This window comes from Rhizobium sp. BT-226 (assembly GCF_025847085.2).
Lineage (GTDB): Bacteria > Pseudomonadota > Alphaproteobacteria > Rhizobiales > Rhizobiaceae > Rhizobium > Rhizobium sophorae.
In genome coordinates, this window is the sequence record NZ_JAOYTI010000003.1 from 891,829 (window position 1) to 915,593 (window position 23,765).

General features: G+C 61.2%; 20 protein-coding genes. 8 read left to right on the forward strand and 12 right to left on the reverse strand.

The window, feature by feature from the left end; all coding sequences use genetic code 11:
- Positions 1–22: 22 nt before the first annotated feature.
- Genes OIU37_RS23775 through OIU37_RS23800 form a run of 6 tightly spaced genes read right to left on the reverse strand, consistent with a single transcriptional unit; the run spans position 23 to position 6,203 of the window.
- Complete coding sequence (locus OIU37_RS23775; RefSeq protein WP_264258813.1) at positions 23–1,297, reverse strand: sugar ABC transporter substrate-binding protein; 1,275 nt, start codon at positions 1,295–1,297, stop codon at positions 23–25.
- A gap of 35 nt (positions 1,298–1,332) precedes the next feature.
- Entirely contained in the window at positions 1,333–2,061 is a 729-nt protein-coding gene (locus tag OIU37_RS23780) for a YesL family protein (protein ID WP_264258814.1), read from the reverse strand.
- Positions 2,062–2,081: 20 nt separating this feature from the next.
- On the reverse strand, positions 2,082–3,191 hold the full coding sequence (locus OIU37_RS23785; RefSeq protein WP_180696078.1) for an ABC transporter ATP-binding protein: 1,110 nt from the start codon (positions 3,189–3,191) through the stop codon (positions 2,082–2,084).
- 15 nt (positions 3,192–3,206) lie between these two features.
- A complete protein-coding gene (locus OIU37_RS23790; RefSeq protein ID WP_264258815.1) occupies positions 3,207–4,379 on the reverse strand; it encodes a glycoside hydrolase family 88 protein in 1,173 nt (390 codons plus the stop codon).
- Positions 4,380–4,383: 4 nt separating this feature from the next.
- A complete protein-coding gene (locus OIU37_RS23795) occupies positions 4,384–5,220 on the reverse strand; it encodes a carbohydrate ABC transporter permease (RefSeq protein WP_264258816.1) in 837 nt (278 codons plus the stop codon).
- Positions 5,217–6,203: a carbohydrate ABC transporter permease gene (locus OIU37_RS23800; protein ID WP_182209819.1), complete on the reverse strand. Its 987-nt coding sequence runs from the start codon at positions 6,201–6,203 to the stop codon at positions 5,217–5,219. The genes OIU37_RS23795 and OIU37_RS23800 overlap by 4 nt, the downstream gene beginning before the upstream one ends.
- A 131-nt stretch (positions 6,204–6,334) precedes the next feature.
- Here OIU37_RS23800 and OIU37_RS23805 point away from each other — a divergent pair, with 131 nt between their 5' ends.
- Positions 6,335–8,131 carry a heparinase II/III-family protein gene (locus OIU37_RS23805; RefSeq protein WP_264258817.1) on the forward strand — a complete coding sequence of 599 codons (1,797 nt, stop codon included), beginning with the start codon at positions 6,335–6,337 and terminating at the stop codon, positions 8,129–8,131.
- A gap of 11 nt (positions 8,132–8,142) precedes the next feature.
- Positions 8,143–8,970 (forward strand): carbohydrate-binding protein, encoded by an 828-nt coding sequence (locus OIU37_RS23810; protein WP_264258818.1) that lies wholly within the window; start codon positions 8,143–8,145, stop codon positions 8,968–8,970.
- Here OIU37_RS23810 and OIU37_RS23815 read toward each other — a convergent pair.
- The 4 genes from OIU37_RS23815 to OIU37_RS23830 all read right to left on the reverse strand — a co-directional run bounded on the left by OIU37_RS23815 (position 8,965) and on the right by OIU37_RS23830 (position 12,604).
- A complete protein-coding gene (locus tag OIU37_RS23815; protein ID WP_180696072.1) occupies positions 8,965–9,975 on the reverse strand; it encodes a GlxA family transcriptional regulator in 1,011 nt (336 codons plus the stop codon). The genes OIU37_RS23810 and OIU37_RS23815 overlap by 6 nt on opposite strands.
- Positions 9,972–10,550 (reverse strand): isochorismatase family protein, encoded by a 579-nt coding sequence (locus tag OIU37_RS23820; protein WP_180696071.1) that lies wholly within the window; start codon positions 10,548–10,550, stop codon positions 9,972–9,974. The genes OIU37_RS23815 and OIU37_RS23820 overlap by 4 nt, the downstream gene beginning before the upstream one ends.
- 123 nt (positions 10,551–10,673) lie before the next feature.
- Positions 10,674–11,456 (reverse strand): FadR/GntR family transcriptional regulator, encoded by a 783-nt coding sequence (locus OIU37_RS23825; RefSeq protein WP_180696070.1) that lies wholly within the window; start codon positions 11,454–11,456, stop codon positions 10,674–10,676.
- Between the two features lie 140 nt (positions 11,457–11,596).
- Positions 11,597–12,604, reverse strand: a complete 1,008-nt coding sequence (locus tag OIU37_RS23830) for a LacI family DNA-binding transcriptional regulator (RefSeq protein ID WP_180696069.1) — start codon at positions 12,602–12,604, stop codon at positions 11,597–11,599.
- Between the two features lie 207 nt (positions 12,605–12,811).
- On the opposite strand from OIU37_RS23830, the gene OIU37_RS23835 reads away from it, so the two are divergent.
- From OIU37_RS23835 to OIU37_RS23860, 6 genes are all read left to right on the forward strand, one after another.
- On the forward strand, positions 12,812–14,140 hold the full coding sequence (locus tag OIU37_RS23835) for an alpha-L-fucosidase (protein WP_182209826.1): 1,329 nt from the start codon (positions 12,812–12,814) through the stop codon (positions 14,138–14,140).
- Between the two features lie 50 nt (positions 14,141–14,190).
- Complete coding sequence (locus tag OIU37_RS23840; protein WP_171603770.1) at positions 14,191–15,414, forward strand: sugar ABC transporter substrate-binding protein; 1,224 nt, start codon at positions 14,191–14,193, stop codon at positions 15,412–15,414.
- Positions 15,415–15,496: 82 nt separating this feature from the next.
- Positions 15,497–16,471, forward strand: coding sequence for a carbohydrate ABC transporter permease (locus OIU37_RS23845; RefSeq protein ID WP_171603771.1), 975 nt, complete (start codon positions 15,497–15,499; stop codon positions 16,469–16,471).
- Positions 16,461–17,345 carry a carbohydrate ABC transporter permease gene (locus OIU37_RS23850; protein WP_240604730.1) on the forward strand — a complete coding sequence of 295 codons (885 nt, stop codon included), beginning with the start codon at positions 16,461–16,463 and terminating at the stop codon, positions 17,343–17,345. Before OIU37_RS23845 ends, OIU37_RS23850 begins: the two co-directional genes overlap by 11 nt.
- Positions 17,346–17,546: 201 nt before the next feature.
- Entirely contained in the window at positions 17,547–18,476 is a 930-nt protein-coding gene (locus OIU37_RS23855; protein WP_264258819.1) for a substrate-binding domain-containing protein, read from the forward strand.
- A gap of 16 nt (positions 18,477–18,492) precedes the next feature.
- Positions 18,493–20,637 carry a methyl-accepting chemotaxis protein gene (locus tag OIU37_RS23860; RefSeq protein ID WP_264258820.1) on the forward strand — a complete coding sequence of 715 codons (2,145 nt, stop codon included), beginning with the start codon at positions 18,493–18,495 and terminating at the stop codon, positions 20,635–20,637.
- A gap of 47 nt (positions 20,638–20,684) precedes the next feature.
- Here OIU37_RS23860 and OIU37_RS23865 read toward each other — a convergent pair whose 3' ends face one another.
- Positions 20,685–21,947, reverse strand: a complete 1,263-nt coding sequence (locus OIU37_RS23865) for a DUF3422 domain-containing protein (protein WP_264258821.1) — start codon at positions 21,945–21,947, stop codon at positions 20,685–20,687.
- Positions 21,948–22,396: 449 nt separating this feature from the next.
- Positions 22,397–23,683 (reverse strand): ABC transporter substrate-binding protein, encoded by a 1,287-nt coding sequence (locus OIU37_RS23870; protein ID WP_168315980.1) that lies wholly within the window; start codon positions 23,681–23,683, stop codon positions 22,397–22,399.
- Between the last annotated feature and the right edge of the window lie 82 nt (positions 23,684–23,765).

A 23,765-nucleotide genomic window follows, 5' to 3' on the forward strand; every position in this document is an offset into this window, starting at 1 on the left:
CGACCGTCGATATTTCTTGGGCCTACTTGATGGCCTTCACGCCTTCGGTCATTTCCTTCAATCCGTCGTCGATTGAGGTGTTGTCGGTCATCATCGCGTCATGCACGCGATTGAGCACGACCTCGATCTTGGCGGCGTTCGGATTGACCGCCATCTCCAGATAGGCCTTCGACGGTATCAGCGCTTCCTTGCTGGCCTCGTCCTGCGGGAAGCCGGGCGTTGCTGCGATCTTTGCGCTGACGTCAGCGGTCTTGAGCGCCGGAAAGGTGCCTGTCGACGCAATGACGGCTGCGCCCTCGGGACCGGTGACGAACTTGATGAAATCGAGAGCTGCAGCCTTGTGCTCGGAATTTGTATTGACCGCCAGGCCCGAGATCTGCGCAGCCGTTGTGCCGGCTGCCACGCCGTCCGGATGCGGGAACTTCACGATGCCCCAGTTCTTGCTCTTCGATTCACCCGATTTCACCTTGGCGATCTGCGTGCCGACGAACCAGGTTCCCATCGGCAGCATGCCGATCGTGCCGTTGAAGAACAGCGCCGAATAATGGGTGTTCGATGTCTTCAGGAAGGCATAGGAGGGGATGGCGCCATCCTTCTGCAGGGTGAGCGCCCGCTCGTACCACGGCTTAAGGAAGGCGTAGTCGCCATCGACGAGCGTGTGTTTTCCGTCGAGGATGCCGGGCAGTTGGACGGTCGAACGCCAGGTATGCAGCAGCGCGCCATAGGTCTTGCTGGTGCCCATGCCGCCTGCAAGCTTCTCGGCGGTCGCGTCGAACTGCGCCCAGGTCATGTCATTGGTGGGGTAGGGGACGCCGGCTTTGTCGAATATGTCCTTGTTGTAATAGACAATCCAGAAGTCGGAGCGGAACGGCAGCGAATAGATCTTGCCGTCGATGGTCAGCTCCTCGATCAGACCGCCATAGGGTGCCGGATCGATCTTCTGCTCGGTCACGAAGCTGCTGAGATCGGCGATATTGCCGGCGCGCACCAGATTGGTGTAGCCCGGCACGTCCTTGATGGTGACGATGTCGATGTCTTTCGAGCCGCCCGTCAGCTGCGTCGAGATCATTTGCTGATAGTCCTGCGAGCCGAGATCCATCGGCTCGAACTTCACGTTGGGGTGTTTGGCCTGATAAGCCTCGATCAACGGCTTGTAGTAGGCGGTCTTGTCCCAGTCCCACAAAGCCCATTTGAGCGTCACGGCGTCCTGGGCAAGCGCTGCCCCGGCCGTCATCGCCGCCAAGGTGAAACCTGCCACGGCGAGTTTCACCGTCCCCCCGAATTTATCCAAATACATTCCCGTTCTCCTTCCCTGGATCATCTCTGGATCAGTTATTTTATGAAGCGTCTCGTGTGTGGTTCGCGGTGCGGCTGTGTTGCGTTTGGCAGGTCTAGAACCGTCACCGCCGCCCGATGGACGCCGAATGCGACGGCGAACATTCCGAGTGAAAAATTGAAGGCTGCCGGCATGAACACCGAAACCGGATAGAAGAGGATGTGCGCCAGCCAGAGGCTGGCGGCGAAGGCGAGCGCGGCAAGCGCCGGGAGCGGACGGATGACGGAGGCAAGCGCGGCCAAGCGCAGCAGCCTAAGAGCCGGCAGATCGCGCATCACAATCAAAACGATGAGATGGCAGGCGAGGACCGCGACATAGGCGGTGGCGACGAGTGCGATCGTCAGCGGTGCGCTTAGCAACAGATTGTCGCGTGCGCCTGCGGCATAGGTGACGATCGCATAGAGGCCGATTGCGAGCGCGCCACCCAACGCCAGGCCCCAGGCGGTGGCGCGCCAGAAGTAGCGCAGAAAAGCTTCCGTGAAGTCCCTGAGCAGATAGGTGTTGCGGTCTTCGACGAGGGCGACCGAGACGCGCGCCATGGCGGCGAGTGCTGCCGGCAGCGTCACGATGAGGAGCGAGGCCAGCAGGAACAGGATGTTCAGCTTGACCATCTCCCACCACTCACGGACGAGGATCTCGGCGAACAGGGCAAGGCCGGTCCTCTTCGGCGCATCCTTCGGAATGCCCGGCCCCTCCCTCGTCCACATGTCCCGCAACCACTGCATGGCCGTCTCCAAGAGGCGCCTCAGTATAGAATCGAGCGTTCCGTTTCCTTGTCGAACAGCTGAGCATTGCTCATATCGGCGACCAGCGTCGCCTCCTCGCTGATATCGGGCCGGTAGCGCGGTGAGACGCGGGCGATGAGATTGCGCCCGCCCGCGACCATATTCAGGTGCACTTCCGAACCCATGGGCTCGGCAAGCTCCACCACCGCCTTGAGCGGCGCCAGATTCTCGGGCGGAATGTCGGCCGGCGGCAGTTCGTGGAAATTCTCCGGACGGATGCCGAGCACCAGTTCGCGGCCCTCGTAGGGGGCGATCCTGCCCTTGTCGTAATGGGCAGGCAGCGGCAGTTCCCTTCCGTCGAAGACGGCGACGTAGCCATCGCCCCGGCGCAGAATGGTCGAGGGCAGCATATTCATCTGCGGCGCGCCGATGAAGCCGGCAACGAACATGTTGACGGGGCGGTCATAGAGGTTCTGCGGTGTGTCGACCTGCTGGATGTGCCCGTCTTTCATGACCACGATCCGGTCCGCCATGGTCATGGCCTCCACCTGGTCGTGGGTTACGTAGATGAAGGTGGCGTTGAGGCGCTTGTGCAGTTTGGTGATTTCCGAGCGCATCGTGCCGCGCAGCTTGGCGTCAAGATTGGAAAGCGGCTCGTCGAGAAGGAAGACGGCCGGATTGCGCACCATGGCGCGGCCGAGCGCGACGCGCTGGCGCTGCCCGCCCGAAAGCGCCTTCGGCTTGCGGTTCAGGAGATGAGAAATGTCGAGGATCCTGGCGGCGTCCTGCACCTGCTTGTCGATGAAATCGCGCGATACCTTCCGGAGTTGCAACCCGAACGCCATGTTCTTGTAGACGGTCATATGCGGATAGAGCGCATAGTTCTGGAAAACCATCGCGATATCCCGATCCTTGGAAGGGACGTCGTTCATGACGTCGCCGCCGATCTTGAGCTCTCCTCCCGATATTTCCTCGAGGCCGGCGATCATCCTCAGCGTCGTCGATTTGCCGCAGCCCGACGGGCCGACCAGAATGATGAATTCCTTGTCGGCGATCTCGAGGTCGATGTCGTGGACGACGGTGAGCGCACCGTAGCTTTTGTTCAGCTCTTTAAGCGAAATGCTGGCCATCGGGTTCTCCTGAATTCACCAATAGGAAGACCAGCGGCGCGAAAGGCGCGTCAAAGCTTCCATGTAATAATAATCTCCCCAGGAGACGCATTCATCGACACCCTCACCGCGGCAGGTGTTGAACGGCGATTTCTTCGAATAGGTGGCGTGCAGCACCAGCCCGTTCGAGACGGTCGGGTCTTTGACCGCATAATGATCCGTAAGGCTCTTCATCATGCGGTGCGCCAGCGTGCGATAGCGTGCGGCCGGCTCCGGTTCGACGAGATCGGCCATCTCCAGAAGGCCGCAGGCGACGATGGACGCCGACGAGCTGTCGCGCGGCTCGCCGTCACCATCCGAAAAAACCAGATCCCAATAGGGCACCATGTCGGCCGGCAGCCGGTTGAGATAGAAGGTGAGCAGCCGGTCGAAGGTTTGGCGATATTCGTCGATCCGTTCATAGCGATAGGAAAGCGCCATGCCTGCGATGCCCCAGGCCTGTCCGCGCGCCCAGGCGCTGTCGTCCCTGTAGCCCTGCTTGGTGGCGCCGCGCACCGGCGCGCCAGAGATCGGGTCCATGTAGAAAGTGTGGTAGGTGGAATCGTCAGGCCGCACCGAATTGGCGAGCGTGGTGCGGGCGTGCGTGAGCGCGATCTCGCGATATTTCGGATCACCGGTCTCGCGGCTTGCCCAATAGAGAAGCGGCAGGTTCAAGAGGCAGTCGATGATATAGCGATATTCTTCTGCCTTACCCTTGTGGCCCCAGGCCTGGATGAACTGGCCGATCGGCTGGAAGCGTTCGATCAGCTGGTCGGCGGCCAGGATGGCGGCCTTGCGGCCGTCCTCGTCGCCGACGAGCTTCCAGGCGGCGATGCAGGAGGGCGAATAGAGAAAGCCCATATCGTGATGATCGGTCTCGATCCGGTTGACGATCCGGTGCAGGAAGGACTGGACCTGGATCTGCGCGGCATGGCGGAAGACCGGATCGCCGCTGTGCTCGAAGGCGAGCCACAGCTCGCCGGGCCAGAAGCCCGCGGTCCATTGGGTGTTCGCCACCGCGGGATAGAAATTTCCCACACTCGAATGGTTCTGCGCGGCGTAGGTGAACTCAGGAAGGTTGCGCCGGATCTGGGCGACAGCAAGATCGAGCGCGGCTTTCACCTCTTCGTCGGTGATCGGCTGCGGGGCGACTGAGGAAACGGCGTTCATGAATTTAACCCTTCAGTCCCGTCGAAGCGATGCCTTCGACAAAGAAACGCTGGAGAGAGAGGAAGACGACGAGAACCGGAATGAGGGCGACGACGGAGGCGGCCATGATCAGCCCGTATTCTGCCGAATATTGCGAGATGAACATGCGCAGGCCGATTTGGACCGTCTTCAGCTCGGTCTTAGTGAGATAGATCATCGGCCCGAGGAAATCGTTCCAGGTGCTGACGAAGGTGAAGATCGTCAGCGTCGAGAGCGCGGGTTTCGACAGCGGCAGCATGATGCGCGCCCAGATCTGGTATTCGTTCATGCCGTCGATGCGGGCCGCCTCGCAGAGTTCGGTCGGGATCGACATGTAGAACTGCCGCATCAGGAAGACGCCGAAGGCGGTGAAGGCCTGCAGGCAGATCAGCGCCAGATGCGTGTTGTTGAGGCCGAATTCGCGCATCAGCAGGAATTGCGGCACCATATAGACCTGCCAGGGCATGGCGATGGTGGCGATATAGCCGAGGAACAGCGTGTTTTTGTAGGGAAAATTCAGCTTGGCGAAGGCGTAGGCCGCAAAGCTTGAGGTCAGCAGTTGCAGCAGCGTCACGATGATCGTCAGCTTCGAGGTGTTGTAGATGAAAAGCGCAAGCGGGATCTTTGTCCAGATGTCGACGTAGTTCTGCCATTGCGGCTCGGACGGTATCCACTCGATCGGAAAGGCGAAGACGTCGCGGCTGAGCTTCAGCGACGCCGAAAGCATCCAGGCAAAGGGCATCAGCATGACCAGCGTGACGGTGATCACGATGGCATAGAGGAGGACCGTCTTGAGGGTGACTTTGCGTCCGGCGATCCTCATGCCTCGTCCTCCCTTTGGCGCCGAAACTGGAAGACCGTGACAGCGAGAACGAGGAAGAACAGCACCAGCGAAACCATGCTGGAATAGCCGAGATCCCAGGAAATGAAGGCCTCGTTATAGATGTGGTAGACGAGAACGAGCGTCGAGGTGCCCGGGCCGCCCTGGGTGATCATGTAGATCTGGTCGAACACTTTGAATGACTGGATCGTCAGCATGACGATGACGAAGAAGGTCGTCGGCCCGAGCTGCGGCACGGTGACATGGATGAATTTCTGCCAGGAATTGGCGCCATCGAGATCGGCGGCCTCGTAGAGCTCCGCATTGATGCCCTGCAGGCCGGCCAGATAGATGACCATGTAATAACCCATGTTCTTCCAGATGCCGAAGAGGATCACCGTCACCATCGCCCAGTGGCGATCGGCCGCCCATCCCGGCATGTTCTTGGGATCGAGGCCGAGCGTGTAGAGGATCATGTTCACCGGTCCCATCTCGGGATTGAATATCATGTTCCAGACGACCGCGACGGCCACCAGCGAAGCGACATAGGGGAAGAACATCGCCGTGCGGAAGAAATCGCGCCCCGCGATCTTCTGATTGAGGAGAACGGCGAGGCCGAGCGCGCAGATGAGGGTCGCCGGCACGGAGGCAACCGTATAGATGACCGTGTTCCAGAAGGCCGCGATGAAGGCCTTGTCCTCGAAGAGCCGCCAGAAATTATCCAGCCCCGCGAATGTGATCGCGTTCGAGCCGTCCCAATGCATGAAGGCGAGCGCGAAGGCGAACAGGATCGGGCCGAGCGTGAAGACGGCAAAGCCGATGAAATTCGGCGCAATGAAGGAGTAGGCGACGAGCGCGCTGCGTATCCTGCGCTGGCGCTTGGACAGGACCGCGACTTTTCGGCCAGGGATTGCCGGAGCGCCATCTGTCGCGATGACCGAATTCGATATGGACACCGATGCCTCCTCTTCCTCCTGCAACGACATAGCACATATCTGGTATTGGTCAAACAAGTTATGAATAGGTCATACGAATTTCGTGGAAAGCGCAAAATACATATGATAGGTGAGCATGCAGACCAAACGCCCATCGATGCTTTTCCGGTACGGGGAGAGACATGTTCAGCGAGATTTCAGCAGAGCTGCCGGATGTGCTGGGCGATTTCACGCCCGGGGTGGTCTGCTCCGATCGCGCCAGATGGAGCGCTGTGCCACAAGCGGTCCGGGAGCTGGTCATTGGCGAGGCCGAAGAGACGCTTGCACGCGCCTGGCCGTTGATCACGGCTTCGGATTACCGGGAGTTCACCGCGACAGGCAACCGCGCGAGCTTCGAGGAGCTATATTTCACGCGCCGCCGGATGCTCAACAATCTGGTGCTCGGCGAACTCGTCGAAGGCGAGGGGCGATTCCTGCCGAAAATCCTCGACGGCATCTTCCTGGTCGCGGAGGAAAGCGGCTGGCAGCTTCCGGCGCATAACGCCTATGAACGAAGCGGCGCACGCTTGCCGTTGCCTGACAATTCGCAGCCGGTCGTCGATCTCTTCGCCGCCGAGACGGCCGCCCTGCTTGCCACCGTCGTCGCCTTGCTGGGCGACGCGCTCGACGGCATCAGTCCTGAAATTACGGCCCGTGTGGAACGCGAGATCGAGACCCGCATCCTCTCGCCTTATCTCGGCCGGCATTTCTGGTGGATGGGCCGCGGCGAGGAGCGGATGAACAACTGGACGGCATGGATAAGCCAGAACGTCCTGTTGACGGTCTTCTCCCTGAAGACAGATCAGCCGACACGCCATGCGGTCGTCGAAAAGGCGCTCGGCAGCCTCGATGCTTTCCTGAAGGACTATGCCGAGGACGGGGCCTGCGAGGAGGGCGTGCTCTATTACCGCCATGCAGCACTCTGCCTGCACGGTGCGTTGACCATCCTGGATGGCGTGGCGCCGGGCCTGTTCGCTAGGCTCTGGCAACAGCCGAAAATCCGCAACATGGCCGAATACATCGCCCATATGCATGTGGCCGGCCGCTATTATTTCAACTTCGCGGATTCCTCCGCGGTGGTCGACCCCTGCAGTGTGCGGGAATATCTGTTCGGGCAGGCGGTCGGTTCGCAGATGCTGGCTGAGTTCGCCGCGGCCGACAGGGCCGCCTCCGGAAGCCCGCACCTGCCCGAAGAATGGAACCTCTGGTATCGCGTGCAGGAACTGCTGGTCGGACCCGCAATCCCCGCCGCCGTCAAGCCGCATCCTGCATCCGGGCGCGATATCTTCTATCCCGGTATCGGCCTGTTCATCGCCCGCGATGAGCAATTTTCGCTTGCGGTCAAGGGCGGCAATAATGGCGAGAGCCACAATCACAACGATGTCGGGAGCGTGACGCTCTACAAGAACGGACGTCCGTTCCTGATCGATGTCGGGGTGGAAACCTATACCGCGAAGACCTTTTCAGTGCGGCGCTACGAGATCTGGACGATGCAGTCGGCGTTCCACAACCTGCCGACATTCGCAGGCGTCATGCAGTCGGCCGGCGAAACATTCGGCGCGCGCGACGTCGAGGTCGGGTTTGACGAGGAGCGCGCGCGCATATCGCTCGATATATCAGGCGCCTATCCCGCCGAGGCAGAGCTGCACAGCTATCGGCGCATCGTTTCCCTGCTGCGCGGCCGCCATGTCGAGATCGTCGACAGCTATGACGGCGGCAAGCCGGCGGTGCTGTCGCTGATGACATGCCTGACGCCGACCGTCGCCCCGGACAGGATCGATCTCGCCGATCTCGGCAGCATTTTCGTCGATGGCGGCGGCGCGATCGAAATCGACGAAATCGGCGTGGAGGACGCGCGGCTGAGTTCGGCCTGGCCCGGGAAAGTCTACCGGCTGCGCGTGCCGTTTGCCGGCCGGCTTCTGAGATTGCGGATCGTATGAGGAAGGCGAGCATGGAATTGACGCTGAAGATCGTGGATGCCGATGGGATGGTGCTGGCAAGCTCCACAGGCCGGGACGAGACCTTCCTGGTCTATCGACAGAGCTATCGCGAAGGCGATCGCGTGGTCGTGGAGGTTTCCGAGCCCGGACATGTCTTCCTCGCCCTTGACGGCGCGATCCAACCCTGCCTGGTCTATATGAAGGAACGCGCCTATTCGCTCGCCGTGCCCTTCGGCGACAAGCGCAAGCCCTATTCGCCGAATGCCTTCAGGGGCGATATCCACCGGCTTTCAGCGCGAAGCATACGCCCTGACGAGATCGTCCATCGGCGCAATCTCGCCCTGAATCCCTGGGACGATCACGCCAATCGGGCGCTGTTTCCGCATGCGCGCGCCAATGTCGAGACCCGTGGCGAAGCGGTCTTTGCAGCGCGCAACGCGATCGACGGTGAGAAGGCCAACGACGATCACGGCTTCTGGCCCTATACGAGCTGGGGCATCAATCGCGATCCGCAAGCAGCACTGACGGTGGAATTCGGCAGGCCGGTCAGGATCGACGAGATCGTTTTCTATCTCCGGGCCGACTTTCCGCATGATTCCTGGTGGGAAGAGACCAGCGTCACCTTCTCGAACGGCAAGACCTCCTGCTTTCCGCTGGTAAAATCGGGCGCCGCCCAAGGTTTTTCCATAGAACCCTGCATCGTCGAATGGGTGGAACTGCACGGCCTGATCAAGGCTGAGGACGCCTCGCCCTATCCCGCGCTGACGCAGATCGAAATTTGGGGAACAGAGGTGCAGGGCGCCGGGCTCATCCCGTCCCGCCCTTCCGATGCGCTATGAGCCTGTAAGCAGCCTTGCCCGCGCCACGCTCGGTGGGCCGTCATTCAGACGGTTCCAGGCGCGGCGGAGCTGCCGCGCCGAGCCGAAGCCGGCGCGCATCGCGACGGCCTCCATGTCCAGCCGTGAACCGGCGAGCATCTCGCGGGCGAGAGCGACCCGCATAAGGTTGACGAAATCCGTAACGCTCATGCCCGTCTGTTCGTTGAACAGTCGTGAAAGGTTGCGCGGGCTGGCGCCGCTGAGGCGGGCAAGGGACGCCACCGACCAGTCCTGAGTGGGGTTGGCGACCACCGCATCCTGCGCACGGTGAATGACCGGGTGGATATGGTTGCGACCTTCGAGCCAGGGCGAAAGCTGCGGATCCGAGCCGCCGCGCCTGAGATAGACGACAAGATATCGCGCCACCGCAAGTGCGCAGGCATGTCCCGCCACTTCGGCAACGATATGCAGCATGAGGTCTATGCCGGCGGTGATGCCGGCGCTGGTCAGGCGGTCTCCATCCTCGACATAGAGCCGGTTGTCCCGGACGCGCGCGCTGGGAGCGAGCCTGATCAGATCTTCCATGCAGCCGTGATGGGTGGTGCACTCGCGGCCGTCGAGCATTCCCGCCTCGGCAGCGAGCAATGCGCCCGAGCAGATCGAGACCAGTCGAATTCCTGGACGAATGGCGCGCTTCAGCCACGCGACGATGGCGGCCTGCTCGGCGCGCTCTTGTTCGTCCCACGGGCGGTTGTTTTCTATCGGGGCATCGGCGCTGCCGGCAATGACGACAAGCGCGGTATCGGGCAAGCTCTCGGGTAACCCGGCGACGCCCGTAACGGCAAGACCGATCGAGCTGCCGACCGTCGCCGATGGGCCGATATAGGTGACGGTGAAGCGCACCGTGTGCTGTTCGAGGTTCGCCTTGCGCAGCACTTCGATCGGGCCGGCGATGTCGAGCAGCAGCACGCGCGGCGGCACGACGACGAAGACCGGGATATCGAAGGGCTGCGCGGCGTTCGTCATGCGGCGAGCGGCGCTCCCCGCCCAGCCAGTGCCTGTTCGACGGTCGCGATCCGAGCGAAACGGCCTGACAGGACCAGTTCGGTCCGGTCCCGGATTTCCCTCGCACTCCAGCTGCGCCCAGTGGCGTCGGTCATCGGAAAGGTTAGAGTCGCCTCGCCGACATAGTCGACTTGATAGCCGAGATCGGAGGCGTGGCGGGTGGTGGTCTCGCAGCACTGTTCAGTGCGGATGCCGGAGACGAGGAGACGACGGACGCCGTTCTCGGTCAGCCACACGTCGAGACCCGAACCGACCAGGGCGCTATGGCGGCTCTTCCTGAATGCCGCCTTCGGCGCGATCCTGAGCGGCGCGAGTGTCCTGACAAAACCGGATGCCTCCGAAAACGGCCCGTTTTCATCGACATGGAAGATCTGGACGACGGGTATCCCGTCGGCTTCCGCGCCGTCGATCAGAGCCTGCTGACGATCGATGTAGGCGGATGCCAGATTTTCATCCCAGTAATCGCGTTGTCGGAAGGACTCTTGGGCGTCGATGACGAGAAGGACAGTATCATGGTCGGACATTTCTTGCTCCATGGAGGTTGATCATGAAGCTATATTCGGCGATTTGATGGCATGGGAAAATGCGCGCGCCGGACAAATGGCGGACAATTCGCGCCAATAGCCGCGGACGCTTCCAGGCAGTTCCGGGATCGACTGTCAGCTCGTAAAGCTTCGCAGATCCTTCAGCAGGTTGCGGTATCTTGCCTGGCTGCCGACCAGATGCTCGCGCATCGCATTTCGGGCGGTCTGATCGTCCCTGTCGGAGATGGCAACGACGATCGCTTCGTGCTCCCTGTGGATCAGTTTCCTATAGGCGGTCTGTTCGGCGGTCCTGGTTTCCGGGACGAGCCTCGACTGCGGGATGATTGCCGAGCCCTGCGATTCCAGGAATTGCCTGAAGAGCGGATTGTTCGTGGCTTCGGCGATTGCGGCATGGAGCTCGAGATCCGCATCGCGAATGGATTGATCGCTCTCGATGCACTGGAGGATTTTCCGGTGACATTCGAATATCGCCTCCTCCTGTGCCGGCGAGCGGCGCAAGGCTGCAAGGCCCGCCGCCTCGATTTCGACAGGTGTTCTGATCTCGAGTACCTCAAGATCGGAGGCGACGCGAGCCTTGTCGACTTTCCGCGCGGAGAGCGCCGGATCGGCGCCGAGTACGAAAATCCCGGCCCCCTGGCGCACCTCGACAAGCCCGTCGGAGCGAAGTGCTGCCACCGCCTCACGTACGACGGTTCGGCTGACGCTGTGCGTTTCGGTCAACTCGTGCTCGCTCGGAAGCTTGTCGCCAGCAGAATACTGGCCGCTCAATATGGCTTGCCGGAGGCTTTCGCCGACCTGTGATACCAGCGACCCGGAGCCTTTGCTGCGATCCTTCACCTGCATAGCCACGCCTGCCCCCGCATCGGCTTTGATCCGAATGCCGTCCAAACGCGGCATTGCGAAATTCACGATTCATCACACATGTATGACAAATTTGGTAGTCTTTCAATGGATAAGGGCCGACCAGTGAAAATCCGGCATTGCGCTTTCATCTCCCGACAGGGCCATGGCATGCGCGTGCCGATCGCCAGAAGCACTCACAGCCGCCTGGTCGACTCTCCGCGTATGAATCTCGGCGTCAGGATGAGATCCTCAGGCGGCGCGGCGGCGCCCTCCGGGCTTGCTATTCTTGCCAGCAGACGCTGTGCTGCCAATTCCCCGAGCTTCTGCGCATCCTGCACCACCATGGTGATGCGAGGCGTGATGACATTGCTCCAGGGCACGTCGTCGACCATCGCCAGCGATACGTCGTCAGGGCAACGGAAACCCATCTCCTGCATCACCTGCAGTGCTGCGAGGCCCGTCATGTTATTGGCGCCGATGATGGCTGTCGGCCGATCGCGGCGGGTGAGCAGGCGCATCGCCTGCGCATGGCCGCCGGTCCTGGTGTAGCCGCCTTCGACCACCAGGGAAGGATCGATGTCCACACCGGCGCCGGCCATCGTGTTCATGAAACCCTTCAGGCGCTCGTCGGCAGTGTGCAGGCCGCTCGGCCCGGAGATGTAGCCGATGCGCCTGTGGCCGAGCTGCAGCAGATGTTCCGTCAGGATGGTGGTGGTCAGCGGGTTGTCGGAGCCGACGAAATCGCGCTCTGCACCCTCCACCTTCTGGTCGAACATCACGATCGGCGTCTTGAAGTCGCGCAGGAAGGTGGCGTATTCCTCGCCGTGCCCGTTTGACGCCAGCGCGATGCCAGCGATCTTCTGCGCCTGCAGCCGCTCCAGCAGCGCCCGTTCGAGATCGGCCCTGCCGGAGGAGTCGGCGATCAGGACGAAATAGCCGTGATCGAGCGCCTGGTGCTCGATCTCTCGACGGATATCGCCGAAGAACATGTTGCCGAGATTGGCCGCAACGAAGCCGATCAGCGAACTGCGTCCGCGCGCTAGCGTCTGGGCCACCGGATCGATGCGGTAGCCCGTCGTTTTGATCGCCTGCTGAATGCGGTCGAGCGTCTCGGCGCCGACCCGCTTCGGGCTGTTGAGCGCGAGCGAGACGGTCGAGATGGAAACCCCCGCGAGGCGCGCTACATCTCGTATCGTGGTCATGTCTATCGAACCGGTTCTAATACCTTGTTATGTCCGATTTTATTGGCCTGCGCAACATGCATACTTCAAACCGATTGGTTTGCAGCGCTTACCTTTTCAATCTTGTGATCTCGAATTTCGACTTGACAGGCGCTGGATCAAGCCGGATGATCAGATACCGAACCGGTTCGATATGATGTGAAACCGGAAAGCAGGGAGGAGAAACCTGTGACGAATTCGGAACGCCTGTCGGAAAATCCGGCATGGGGAGGAGCGGGCAAACATGCCTGGTTCAGCCACAACCGCCTTGGCATGTTCATCCATTGGGGCCTTTACGCCTTGGGGGCCCGGCATGAGTGGTTGAAGAACCGCGAAGAGCTGACCGACGAACATTACCAGCGCTATTTCGACAATTTCGATCCCGATCTCTACGATCCCAAGGAATGGGCGCGCCGTGCGCGTCTCGCCGGCATGAAATATGTCGTGGTGACGACCAAGCATCACGAGGGGTTCTGCCTCTGGGACAGCAAGGTCACCGATTACAAGGCGCCGAACACGCCCTGCGGCAAGGACCTTCTGACGCCGCTGGTCGAGGCCTTCCGCGCCGAGGGATTGAAGATCGGCTTCTATTATTCGCTGCTCGACTGGCATCATCCGGATTTCCCGATCGACCTCCACCATCCCTTGCGCAACCATCCCGAGGCCAAGGCGCTGAATGCCGGTCGCAACGTTGCCAACTACGCGGCCTATATGCGCGAACAGGTGCGCGAGCTTCTGACCGGCTTCGGCCGCGTCGACATCATCTGGTTCGATTTCAGCTATCCCGGGCCTGCGCGCGAATATCGCGGCCTGCCCGGCAAGGGGCGCGCCGATTGGCAGAGCGAGCGGCTGGTCGAACTGGCGCGCGAACTGCAGCCCGAAATCATCATCAACAACCGCCTCGATCTGCCGCCGGGAACCTTGCCCGACATAACCACGCCGGAGCAATATACGCCGCGCGTCGCGCCTGCCCTCGCCAGCCAGGGCGTGCTCTGGGAAGCCTGCCACACCTTCAGCGGCTCCTGGGGCTATCACCGCGACGAGGATAGCTGGAAGAGCCCGGAACAGATCATCCAGCTGCTGATCGATTCGGTTGCGCTCGGCGGCAACCTCCTAATGAATGTCGGCCCGACCGGGCGGGGCACGTTCGATGCTCGCGCCATCGAGGCGCTCGAAGTCTACCAGAACTGGATGGCCGTCAACGCACGCGCCATCTATGGAGCCGGTCCGTCCGAACTTCCGGCACCGGCCGGCTGCCGCTATACCCAGCGCGGCAACCGCCTCTACCTGCATGTCTATAACTGGCCTTACCGCCACATCCACATCGAGGGCATCGCCGACAGGATCGCCTATGTGCAGTTCCTGCATGACGCCAGTGAAATCCACTGGGTCACCCACACGAGGGATGTGGATCCCAATGTCGGCGTGATGGTGCCGGAAGGCATAGTCATGTTGGAACTGCCGGTTCGGCGACCTGATGTCACCGTGCCGGTGATCGAGATCGTCCTCAAGGCGTGAGCTCGATCGCACTTGCGTGTCCATTGCGTTCATGGAGGGAGGAGAAACCCATGAAGGTGTTGAAGAAAACGCTTATGCTTGCCGCAATCGGCGGTAGCCTTTTTGCCACAGCCGCATCGGCCGAACAGGTCAACCTGACCTGGCAGATGTGGACCGGCTCCGAAACCGACACCAAGAGCTGGCAACATCTGGCAGAGATGGTGACCGCCAAGTATCCCGACATCAAGGTAACGCTGACGACGACGGGCTGGGTCGATTACTGGACAAGGCTGCCGGTGCTGGCGGCATCGGGACAGCTCGCCGACATCGTTTCCATGCAGTCGCTGCGCATGCCGAACTTCTATTCGCTGCTCGAGCCCCTGAATGACCGGATCGCGGCCGATAAGTTCGATGTCGGCGCCTTCACGCCCTCGATCATCGGCGGCATGTCCGTCGACAAGCAGCTCTACGGTCTGCCTTATGACGTTGGTCCCTGGGTCATCTATTATAACCAGGACGCGCTCGAAGCCGCCGGCGTTCCGCTGCCAAAGCCGGGTTGGACGCTCGCCGAGTTCACCGATGCCGCCAAGAAGCTGACGAAGGACGGCAAGTACGGCTTCGGTATCACCCCGACCAACTATTCGGTCCTGGCCGCGGCCTGGGGCGATAAATACGTCAACGACGCCGGCGAGCTTGACTTGACCAGTGCGAGCGCAGTTGCCGCCGCCGACCGGCTGATCGGCTTTGCCGCCAAGGATAAGATCGCGCCGCTGGTTCCCACGGGTGGCGCTAATCCTGGTGATGTCGTCCAGGGCCGGTTCAATTCGGGTAACGTTGCCATGTATATCGATGGCCCCTGGTCAATCATCGGCATGAAGGGCCAGGCGAAGTTCAAGATCGGCCTCACCACCCTGCCGCGCGACGAAGGCGAACTTTCGGCCGTCACCGCAGGCTCCGGTTTCGGCATTTCCACGACGAGCAAGAACAAGGATGCGGCCTGGAAGGCGGTCCAGGTGCTGACCAGCCCGGAAGCCTTGTCCTATCTCGCCGAGCAGGGCCGTGCCTTGCCGGCGCGCACGGCGGCGCAATCGGCCTGGTACAAGGTGGCGGCCAAGGACATCACCAATGGCGGCGAGGCCATCGACTATTCCCTGGCGCACTCCGTGCCCTACGTGATCACCAACAACTGGGCGGCAGTGGAAAACCTCTTCAACCAGTATTTCCCGCCGGCTTTCGCCGGCAGCGCCGACGCCAAGCAGACGATGGAGTCGATCCAGAGCCTTGCGCAGCAATAGAGCCAGCGCGTCCGACAGGGCGCGCCGTCGCTTTGAAATCTGCGCATGATCCTTTCGGAAAACCGATTCCGATTTTCGGCTCATGCGCCAGCTCTCGCTGCGGCAGGACCTGCCGCGCATGGAGGAAGATATGTCGCAAAGCGCTGTTGCCGAAGTTCCCTTGCAGCCCGGTCAGCCACGGCGCTTCCTGAAGCCGGAGACGCAGACGGCTATGCTGTTCCTGCTGCCGAGTTTCCTCGGCTTCATGGTCTTCATGGCCCTGCCTATTCTGGCGTCGCTGGCGCTCAGTTTTACCAATTGGCAGCTGATCTCGACGCCATCCTTCGTCGGCTTTCAGAATTACATCAGGCTCTTCACTGTCGATCCGGCCTTCTACACCGTATTGAGCAACACGCTGTTCTTCGCCGTCGAGTATCTGGCTGTGAATATCATCGTCTCGCTGACGCTCGCGGTGTGGATATCGAGCCTGAAGCGCGGCAAGGCGATCTTCCGGGTGATCTTCTTCCTGCCGACCTTCACGCCGACGATCGCAGCATCGGTGGTCTGGCTGCTGATTTTCACGCCGGACGGCCTGGCCGATACCATCATCCGCGCACTCGGCCTCGGCCTGCCGAATTTCCTGCTGAGCTCGAGCTGGGCCATGCAGGCTGTCGTGCTCGTCACCCTGTGGGCGAATGTCGGCTATAACGTCGTGATGTTCAACGCCGCGCTCGACCTGGTGCCGAGGCATTATCTCGAGGCGGCGACGATCGACGGCGCCAATGCCTGGCAGCGCTTCTGGCGCATCCGGCTCCCGCTAATCTCGCCGACCATCTTCTTTGGCACCGTGATGACGGCAATCACTTCGCTGCAGGTCTTCGACGAGATATTCGCGATGACGCGCGGCGGCCCGGGCTCGGCGACGGCGACGCTCGGTTTCGCCATCTACCAGAAGGGCTTCACCAACTTCCAGATGGGTTATGCCTCGGCTCTCGCCTGGGTGATGTTCGTCATGATCATGGCGCTCACCATCCTGCAGTTCCACATGCAGCGCAAATGGGTGCATTATGACGATTGATCCGACCTCACGGCATCCGCATTCCGTGTCCCAGCATCGTCACCGCATATTGCGGCGCGTCGGCACCTTCGTCAGCTACACGGCACTTTCGCTGATTGCGCTGCTTTTCCTCTTCCCCTTCTTCTGGATGGTGTCGAACGCGGTGCGCTCCAATGCAGAGGTGATGGCCGTGCCGGTCCGCATCTTCCCTGAGGAGTATCATTGGGGGACATTCGTCGAAGCCCTGGTTTCCCTGCCGTTCGGAACCTTCCTGTTGAATTCCTTCGTGGTCGCCTGCGGTGTTACGGCGATCGTCATTGCAGTATCCTGCCTGTCCGCCTACGCTTTCGCCCGACTGCGGTTTCCCGGCCGGGAGGGGCTGCTGCTCACCTATCTCAGCACGCTGATGATCCCGCAGGTGATGTTGGTCATCCCGCTCTTCCTCGTCGTCAGCAAGTTCGGCTGGATCAACACCTATCACGGCATGATCCTGCCGGTCGCCTTCTCGTCCTTCGGCACCTTTCTGCTGCGTCAGTTCATCCTCGGCATTCCCAAGGATCTCGACGAGGCGGCGATGATGGACGGGGCTTCGCGCCTGCGCATCCTGGTTACGGTCATCGTACCACTCGCTATGCCGGCTATCGGCCTGCTGGCGCTGTTTACCTTCATCGCCCAGTGGAAGAGCTTCCTCTGGCCGCTGATCGCCACCAGCGGCGTCGAAATGGCCACGCTGCCGCTCGGGCTCACCCTGTTTCAGACACAACAGGGCACCGCCTGGAACTACATCATGGCCGGCGCGACGATCTCCATGGTCCCGGGCGTTATCCTCGCCATCGTGTTGCAGAGGGTGATCTACAAGGGCATTGCTGTCAGCTCGGGTTTCGGTGGGCGCTAATCTTCATAAGAACAAGACTTCAAGCGCATCCCATCAAGCTTGGCGTGATGTCCTTCAAGTCCGGTCGATCGCTGCCGAAGAAGGCGCTCCCTGCCGCCGCAAGATCATACCCTCGCGCTTAACTTTTGCTTTCGGAAGAAAAGTAAAATTTAACCAAAATTTGAAATAACCCTTTCATATTCGAATTGTGCAGGGGAATTCATGAAAACGGCTACGCTTGCATCCATCGCCTTGGCGATATCGATCTCTGCTGCCCACGCCCAGACGATCGGGGTTTCGATGTCCGATCTCGACAAATTCAGAACAGCGCTTCTGAACGGCGTCGTCTCGCATGGGCAGACGATATCAGGCCTCAAGCTCGTCACCGAAAGTGCCAAGGGCGACAACGAGCTCCAGAAGCAGCAAGTGCAGAAGCTCATTGCCGACAAGGTCGACGCCATTATCCTTGCTGTCTCCGATGGCGACCTCGGGCCGCAAATGACCAAGATGGCGGCAGATGCCGGTATTCCGCTGGTCTACATCAACAATGTTCCTTCCAACCTACTGGACCTGCCTGATAATCAGGTAGTGGTCGCCTCCAACGAGAAGGAATCTGGAACACTGGAGACCAAGCAGGTCTGCGCGCTCCTCAAAGGCAAAGGGCGCGTCGTCGTGCTGATGGGCGAACCCTTCCACGCGGCCGCCCGCGCCCGCACGCAGGACATCTCCGACGTCATCGCCACCCCGGATTGCCAGGGTCTTCAGATCGTCGAGCGGCAGGCCGCCTATTGGTCGAGCGATTATGCCGACCAGCAGATGCAGGAATGGCTGTCGGCCGGTGTCAAGTTCGACGCGGTCATCGCCAATAATGACGAGATGGCGCTCGGTGCGATCCGGGCCATGAAGAAGAACAATATCCCGATGAAGAACGTCGTCGTCGCCGGCGTCGACGCGACCGACGACGCGCTCGCCGCGATGGTGGCCGGCGATCTCGACGTCACCATTCTCCAAAGCGCCGTCGGACAGGGCGCTGCCGCTGTCGACGCTGCCGTCAAGCTGATCCGCAAGGAGAAGGTGCCGCGCGAAAACAACGTTCCCTTCGAACTCGTCACACCTGAGAACATTGCCACCTATCTGCCGAAGAGCCAGTGAGCATAAGAGGACTATGATGTTGCATTTCTGGAATAAATTCGGCATTCGCGCACAGATCACCTCCGGCTTCGTACCGCTGATCCTGTTGATGAGCCTGCTCACGGTCAGCGCGATCTCTGGTATGAACGGGCTCGCCTCGATCTTCTCGTCTTATCGCGCCACCGCCGGCCAAAGTCTCGCCATCTCGGATTACAGCGACCAGCTGAACGAGATTCAGATGTCGGCGGAAGCCTTCCGCTCCACGCCGACGCAGGATGTCGTCGATCGCTTCCGCGCCGGCGTGAAAGCCTTCGACGCCGACGACCCGCGTTTTGCCGGCAACAGGGACCTGCAGTCCGGCCTTGCGGCAATCCGCCAGGACATTGCCACCTATGGCAAGGCTTTCGAACAGATCGTCGCCCTGCAGGCCAGGCGTGATGCCTTGATCTCCAAGGTCACCGAATTCGGCCCCTGGACCAGCATCGCGCTCAACGATGTCGTGCGCAGCGCCTGGCGCCAGAACGATGTGCCGCTGCTGCAGATGACGGCGGCGACACTGGAGGCCTTGAACCGCAGTCTCTATTTCTCCGAACGCTTCGTGCATTCCGATGATTTTGCCGCCTACGACACGGCCCAGGCAGCACTGGCCGAAGCGGTGGCGCTCAACGATGCCGCCGCCAAGGCCGCAAAGAACGAACTGCAGAAGAAGCGCCTGATGGGCGCCGGCCAGCTGATGCAGAATTACACCGCCCGTCTCGGCGACATGAAGGAGGTCCTGCAGGCTTCCGGCAATATCCGCCAGACGCAGCTCAGCGTGCTCGCGCCGAAAATCTCAGGTGGCTTCAAGGATCTGCAGGCAACCGTTACCGGTGCGCAGAAGACCCTTGATGGTTCGGTGGACGCAACGGTTGCCTCCGCGACCAGCACGACGCTTGTCATCAGCGGGCTGCTGATCGTCATCGGCCTCGTGCTTTCCTATTTCGTCGGCCGGTTGATTTCCTCTGCGGTGCGCAACATGGCGCAGTCCATGGAGCAGCTTGCCCGTGGTGAGGAAGGGATCGTGATCACGGGTGTCGAGCATCGCCACGAACTCGGCGCCATGGCCCGCTCGCTGAAGGTGTTCCAGGAAACGGGACGCGCCAAGTTGATCGCGGAAGCCAATGCCGAACGCGCCCGCCTGGCGGCCGAAGAAGAGCGGCTGCGCCAGGAGGCCGAGCGGCTCAGCGACGCGCAGGTGATGGAGCATGCCTTCCGGCAGATCTCTGTCGGGCTGGACGCACTCTCGAAGGGTGATCTCACCGTGCGCGTCGGCGAAGTCGACCATCGCTATGTCAGGATCCGGGACCATTTCAACAATTCGGTTGCGAGCCTCGAGCAAGTGGTCGATTCCGTCATTCGCGCGGTCGCCACCATCCGGTCCGGCCTTGCGGAAATCTCCACTGCGTCCAACGATCTCGCCCGCCGCACCGAGCAGCAGGCAGCTTCGCTGGAGGAAACCGTCGCCGCGCTCGGAGATGTGACCCGCGGTGTCAATGGAACGGCGGAGGGCGCAAGCCGCGCCCAGGGTGTTGTGGCAACCGCCCGAACCAACGCCGAAAAGGGCGGAGAGATCGTTGCCCGCGCCATCGATGCGATGACGGAAATTCAAAATTCGTCGTCGAAGATCGGCAACATCATCAGCGTCATCGACGAGATCGCCTTCCAGACCAACCTGCTGGCGCTGAATGCCGGCGTGGAAGCGGCGCGCGCCGGCGAGGCAGGCAAGGGCTTTGCCGTCGTCGCCCAGGAAGTCCGCGAACTCGCCCAGCGCTCCGCCAACGCGGCAAGGGAGATCAAGCAGCTGATCTCCACCTCGTCGGCGCAGGTCAAGACCGGCGTCCAGCTGGTGGGTGAATCGGGTCTCTCGCTCGAACAGATCGTTGAGCAGGTCACCGCCATGAATGCGACCGTGGCCGAGATCGCCGTTGCCGCCCGCGAGCAGGCGACGAGCCTGCGCGAGGTCTCGGCTGCCGGCGACCAGATGGACAAGGTGACGCAGCAGAACGCCGCGATGGTCGAAGAGACCACGGCGGCGGCCCAGAGCCTGACACATGAAACCGAAAGCCTTGCCGAACTGCTGCGGCGGTTCAAGACGGGCAGCGGCCGGGCATCGGAACATCGCCATTACGCGATGGCATCTTGATGTCCAACCTATCCTAACGAACGCCGCTGCCCGAAAGGGCGGCGGCGTCAGTGGCTTCCGGATACCGGACCGTGCGGCACACCGGCGATGCTCCTGCGGACATGGCGGACAGCGGTCCAGACGGCGAAGAGCACCAGTGGGATCGCGGCCAGCACGGCGAGCTTGATCGTATGCGGATCGACACCCAGTTCGGCAATGCTTTCGAGGCAGATCTTTGCCAGGCCGACGGTGTAATAGGTGATGGCGATGACGGAGAAGCCTTCGACCGCCTGCTGGATATGCACCTGGATGCGTGCCCGTTCTTCCATCGACGTCAGCAGCGACGCGTTCTGATCTTCGAGCTGAACCTGCACGGTGGTTCTGAGCAGGTCGCCGGCGAGACTGACGCGTTCGGCCAGTTCGTCGAGGCGCCGTTCTGCCGCATAGACCGAGCGGACCGCCGGTTGGAAGCGCCGATCAATGAACGTACCCAGCCTCTGCCTTTGCTCGACCCGCTCTTCTCGAAGTTCTGACAGCCTGCTTGCCACGATCTCGGCATAGGCTTTCGTCGCGCCGAAGCGGTGGCGGGCGAGGGCGGAGAAATTGAGCACATCGGAGGAGAGCCTGGTCACCTCGGACAGCAGCGCCTTGTCGACTTTGACAGCGCTTTGCATATGCGCGATCAAGAGATCGAGGCGCCGGTCGAAGGTCGAAAGCTTCGATACTGTCTCGCGCGCCATCGGCAGCGCAAGAAGCGCCATCATCCGATAGGTCTCGATCTCCAGGAAACGCCGGACCATACGTCCGGTCCTGTAGGCGTTGAGGTTGCGGTTGAAGAATAGGAACTCGACGAAACCGCTGTCGCTCAGGCGGAAGTTCGAATGCACCTCCGCATCGCCGCCGCCAACCTGGGATGCGACATAGTCCAGTTTCGGTTTTTCGGGACGATTTCCGCCCGTCTCGTCGCGCACCAGCACCCGGACTGCGGCGATGACCTTTCCGTCGATCTGGCGGCAGCAGGCCTGAAAGGCCGCCGGCGGATTGCTGCCGGGTTCGGCCGATGCCGGCACGACGAAGGTGAGGGTCAGGAACTCGGTATGGGCTTCCCATTTCAGTCGGCCGTCGCCGACGCGACCGGTGCCGTGGTTGCCCTCGCCGGTCATGGTGACATCTTCCAATCCCGGCAGGGACTTGGGCAGCAAAGGAGGGCCATTCTCGCCGACGATGGCGATGTGCCAGACGTCGGTGTCGCCATCGAAATAAAGTGACGGGCGCGCATGGAGCTCGTTGTGAAGTTCCCTTCGCAGCGGATGCTCGGAGCCGAGTGGCATGAAAAATGCACCTCAATGGGCTGGACTGTCGCCGATTTGCCGACGTTGCTAAATTGAGCCTGAGCCGACGCGCCGCGCAGGCCGACAACGCGTATAGCCTCTCCTGGACCCTGTGTCACGACCGCCAGACGGTCCCTCTTGTCTAATCGCTCTGATGATATGCCGCGTCGGCTTGGCTGGCTGTCAGGGCGAGCGCCGGACAAGGACGTTTCCGAGCAGTTGAGCGGCAGTGCCTGTCGACATCGCGGCGAGAAAGGCGGGCTTCGCCTTCTCCCGAGAAGATCGTTCCGAGCGCCTTCCTTGCGGGACGTAGCGTGGTTCCTCGACAATTCGAAAATGATCGAACTGTCGGGGACGCGGTGTGGGCAGGGGCGAAAACGATCAGCCACGGCCCGTTGCGGGGCCGTGGCTGACGCAGCGCGCAATCTGTGGGAGACAGGCGCGGCCGGTTACTTGTTGGCGGCGAGGGCCACGTTGACCTTGTCGACGTCGGCGCTCATCGCCTTGAACGTATCGTCGAGGGAAAGCTCGCCGACGATAAGCTGGCTCATTCTCTGGACGATGAGCTGATAGATGGCGGAGGATCCCTTGAGGCGTTCGAGGTCGCGGGCGGCCTTCGGTGCGCTGTTGCGGCTTGCGAGGAAGACGGCCATGGCCTCCTTGGCGTTCTTGCTCTCGAGCTTGTACTGCGGGTCTTTGATGTCGGCGCCGGTCAGGATGACGTAGTTTTCGGCGATTTCACGCTGGACCTTTTCAGAGCCGAGGAACTCGATGAACGAGGCTACGGCCTGTGGGTACTTGGTGCGCTTGAATCCGACGATCGCTGTGCCCCCCGGCATCGCATAGCAGCCGGCATCGCCGCAGGGTGCGCTGATCGCCGTCCAGTCGAAGGCGTCGCCGATCTTCTTCTGGAACGGATTGACCATCCAGTTGCCGGCGAGATAGGTCACGACATTGCCGTTGACGAACTCGTCACCCATGTTCTTGTACTGGGTTCCGCCGGCAGCGCCCCACATTTCCTTCGGGAAGGATCCGTCCTTCGTCCAGTTATAGAGATCGGTGATGTAGTGCTTGGCGGCATCGTCGGGGAACGAGAACTTGCCGTCCTTGACGTAGTTCGAGCCGTAGGAGAAGGCCGCGCCGGAGAAGCGATGGCCCGAGCGATCCATGGTGAAGGGGATCTGGGCGCCGGTCGCCTTGGCGACGCGCGCCGAGGCTTCGACGATGTCCTTCAGCGTGGCGGTGGGCTTCGGAAGCGGTTCGCTGGCCTGTTCGAAGAGCGTCTTGTTGACGAAGGGCAGGTTGAAGGTCTGCGAGGCGACATAGCCGTTGATCGAGTTCGGATCGTTGACGCCGGGGAAGCGAAGCGTGTTCAAGCTGTCGCCGTGCAGCTTGGCGAAGCCGTCCGGATCCTTCATCAGCGGGCGCATGTCGAGGTAGTAGGGCGCCAGTTGCCAGTCGGTGATCTTGGCAACGTCGGGACCTTCGCCGATGGCAAGCTGCACCGGCAGCTGCTTGGCGACGGCATCATAGCCCGACGAAACGAAATTCACCTTGATGTCGGGATGCGCCGTCTCGAATTCCTTGCTCAGCGCTTCCATCCGCTCGACATAAGCCTGGTCGTCGTCGGTGAAGAGAAAGGTGATTGTCTGGGTTTCCGCCATAGCCACGCTGGACCATGCGAAAGAAACGGTGGCCAGCGCCAGTGCGAAAGCCCCTGAAAGATAGGTTTTCATTTTCATCCTCCCATGAAAACATTTTCATCAATCGCGGCCTAAGCCATCGATAAGTGAATTTCATATACTTGACATTCGTTCC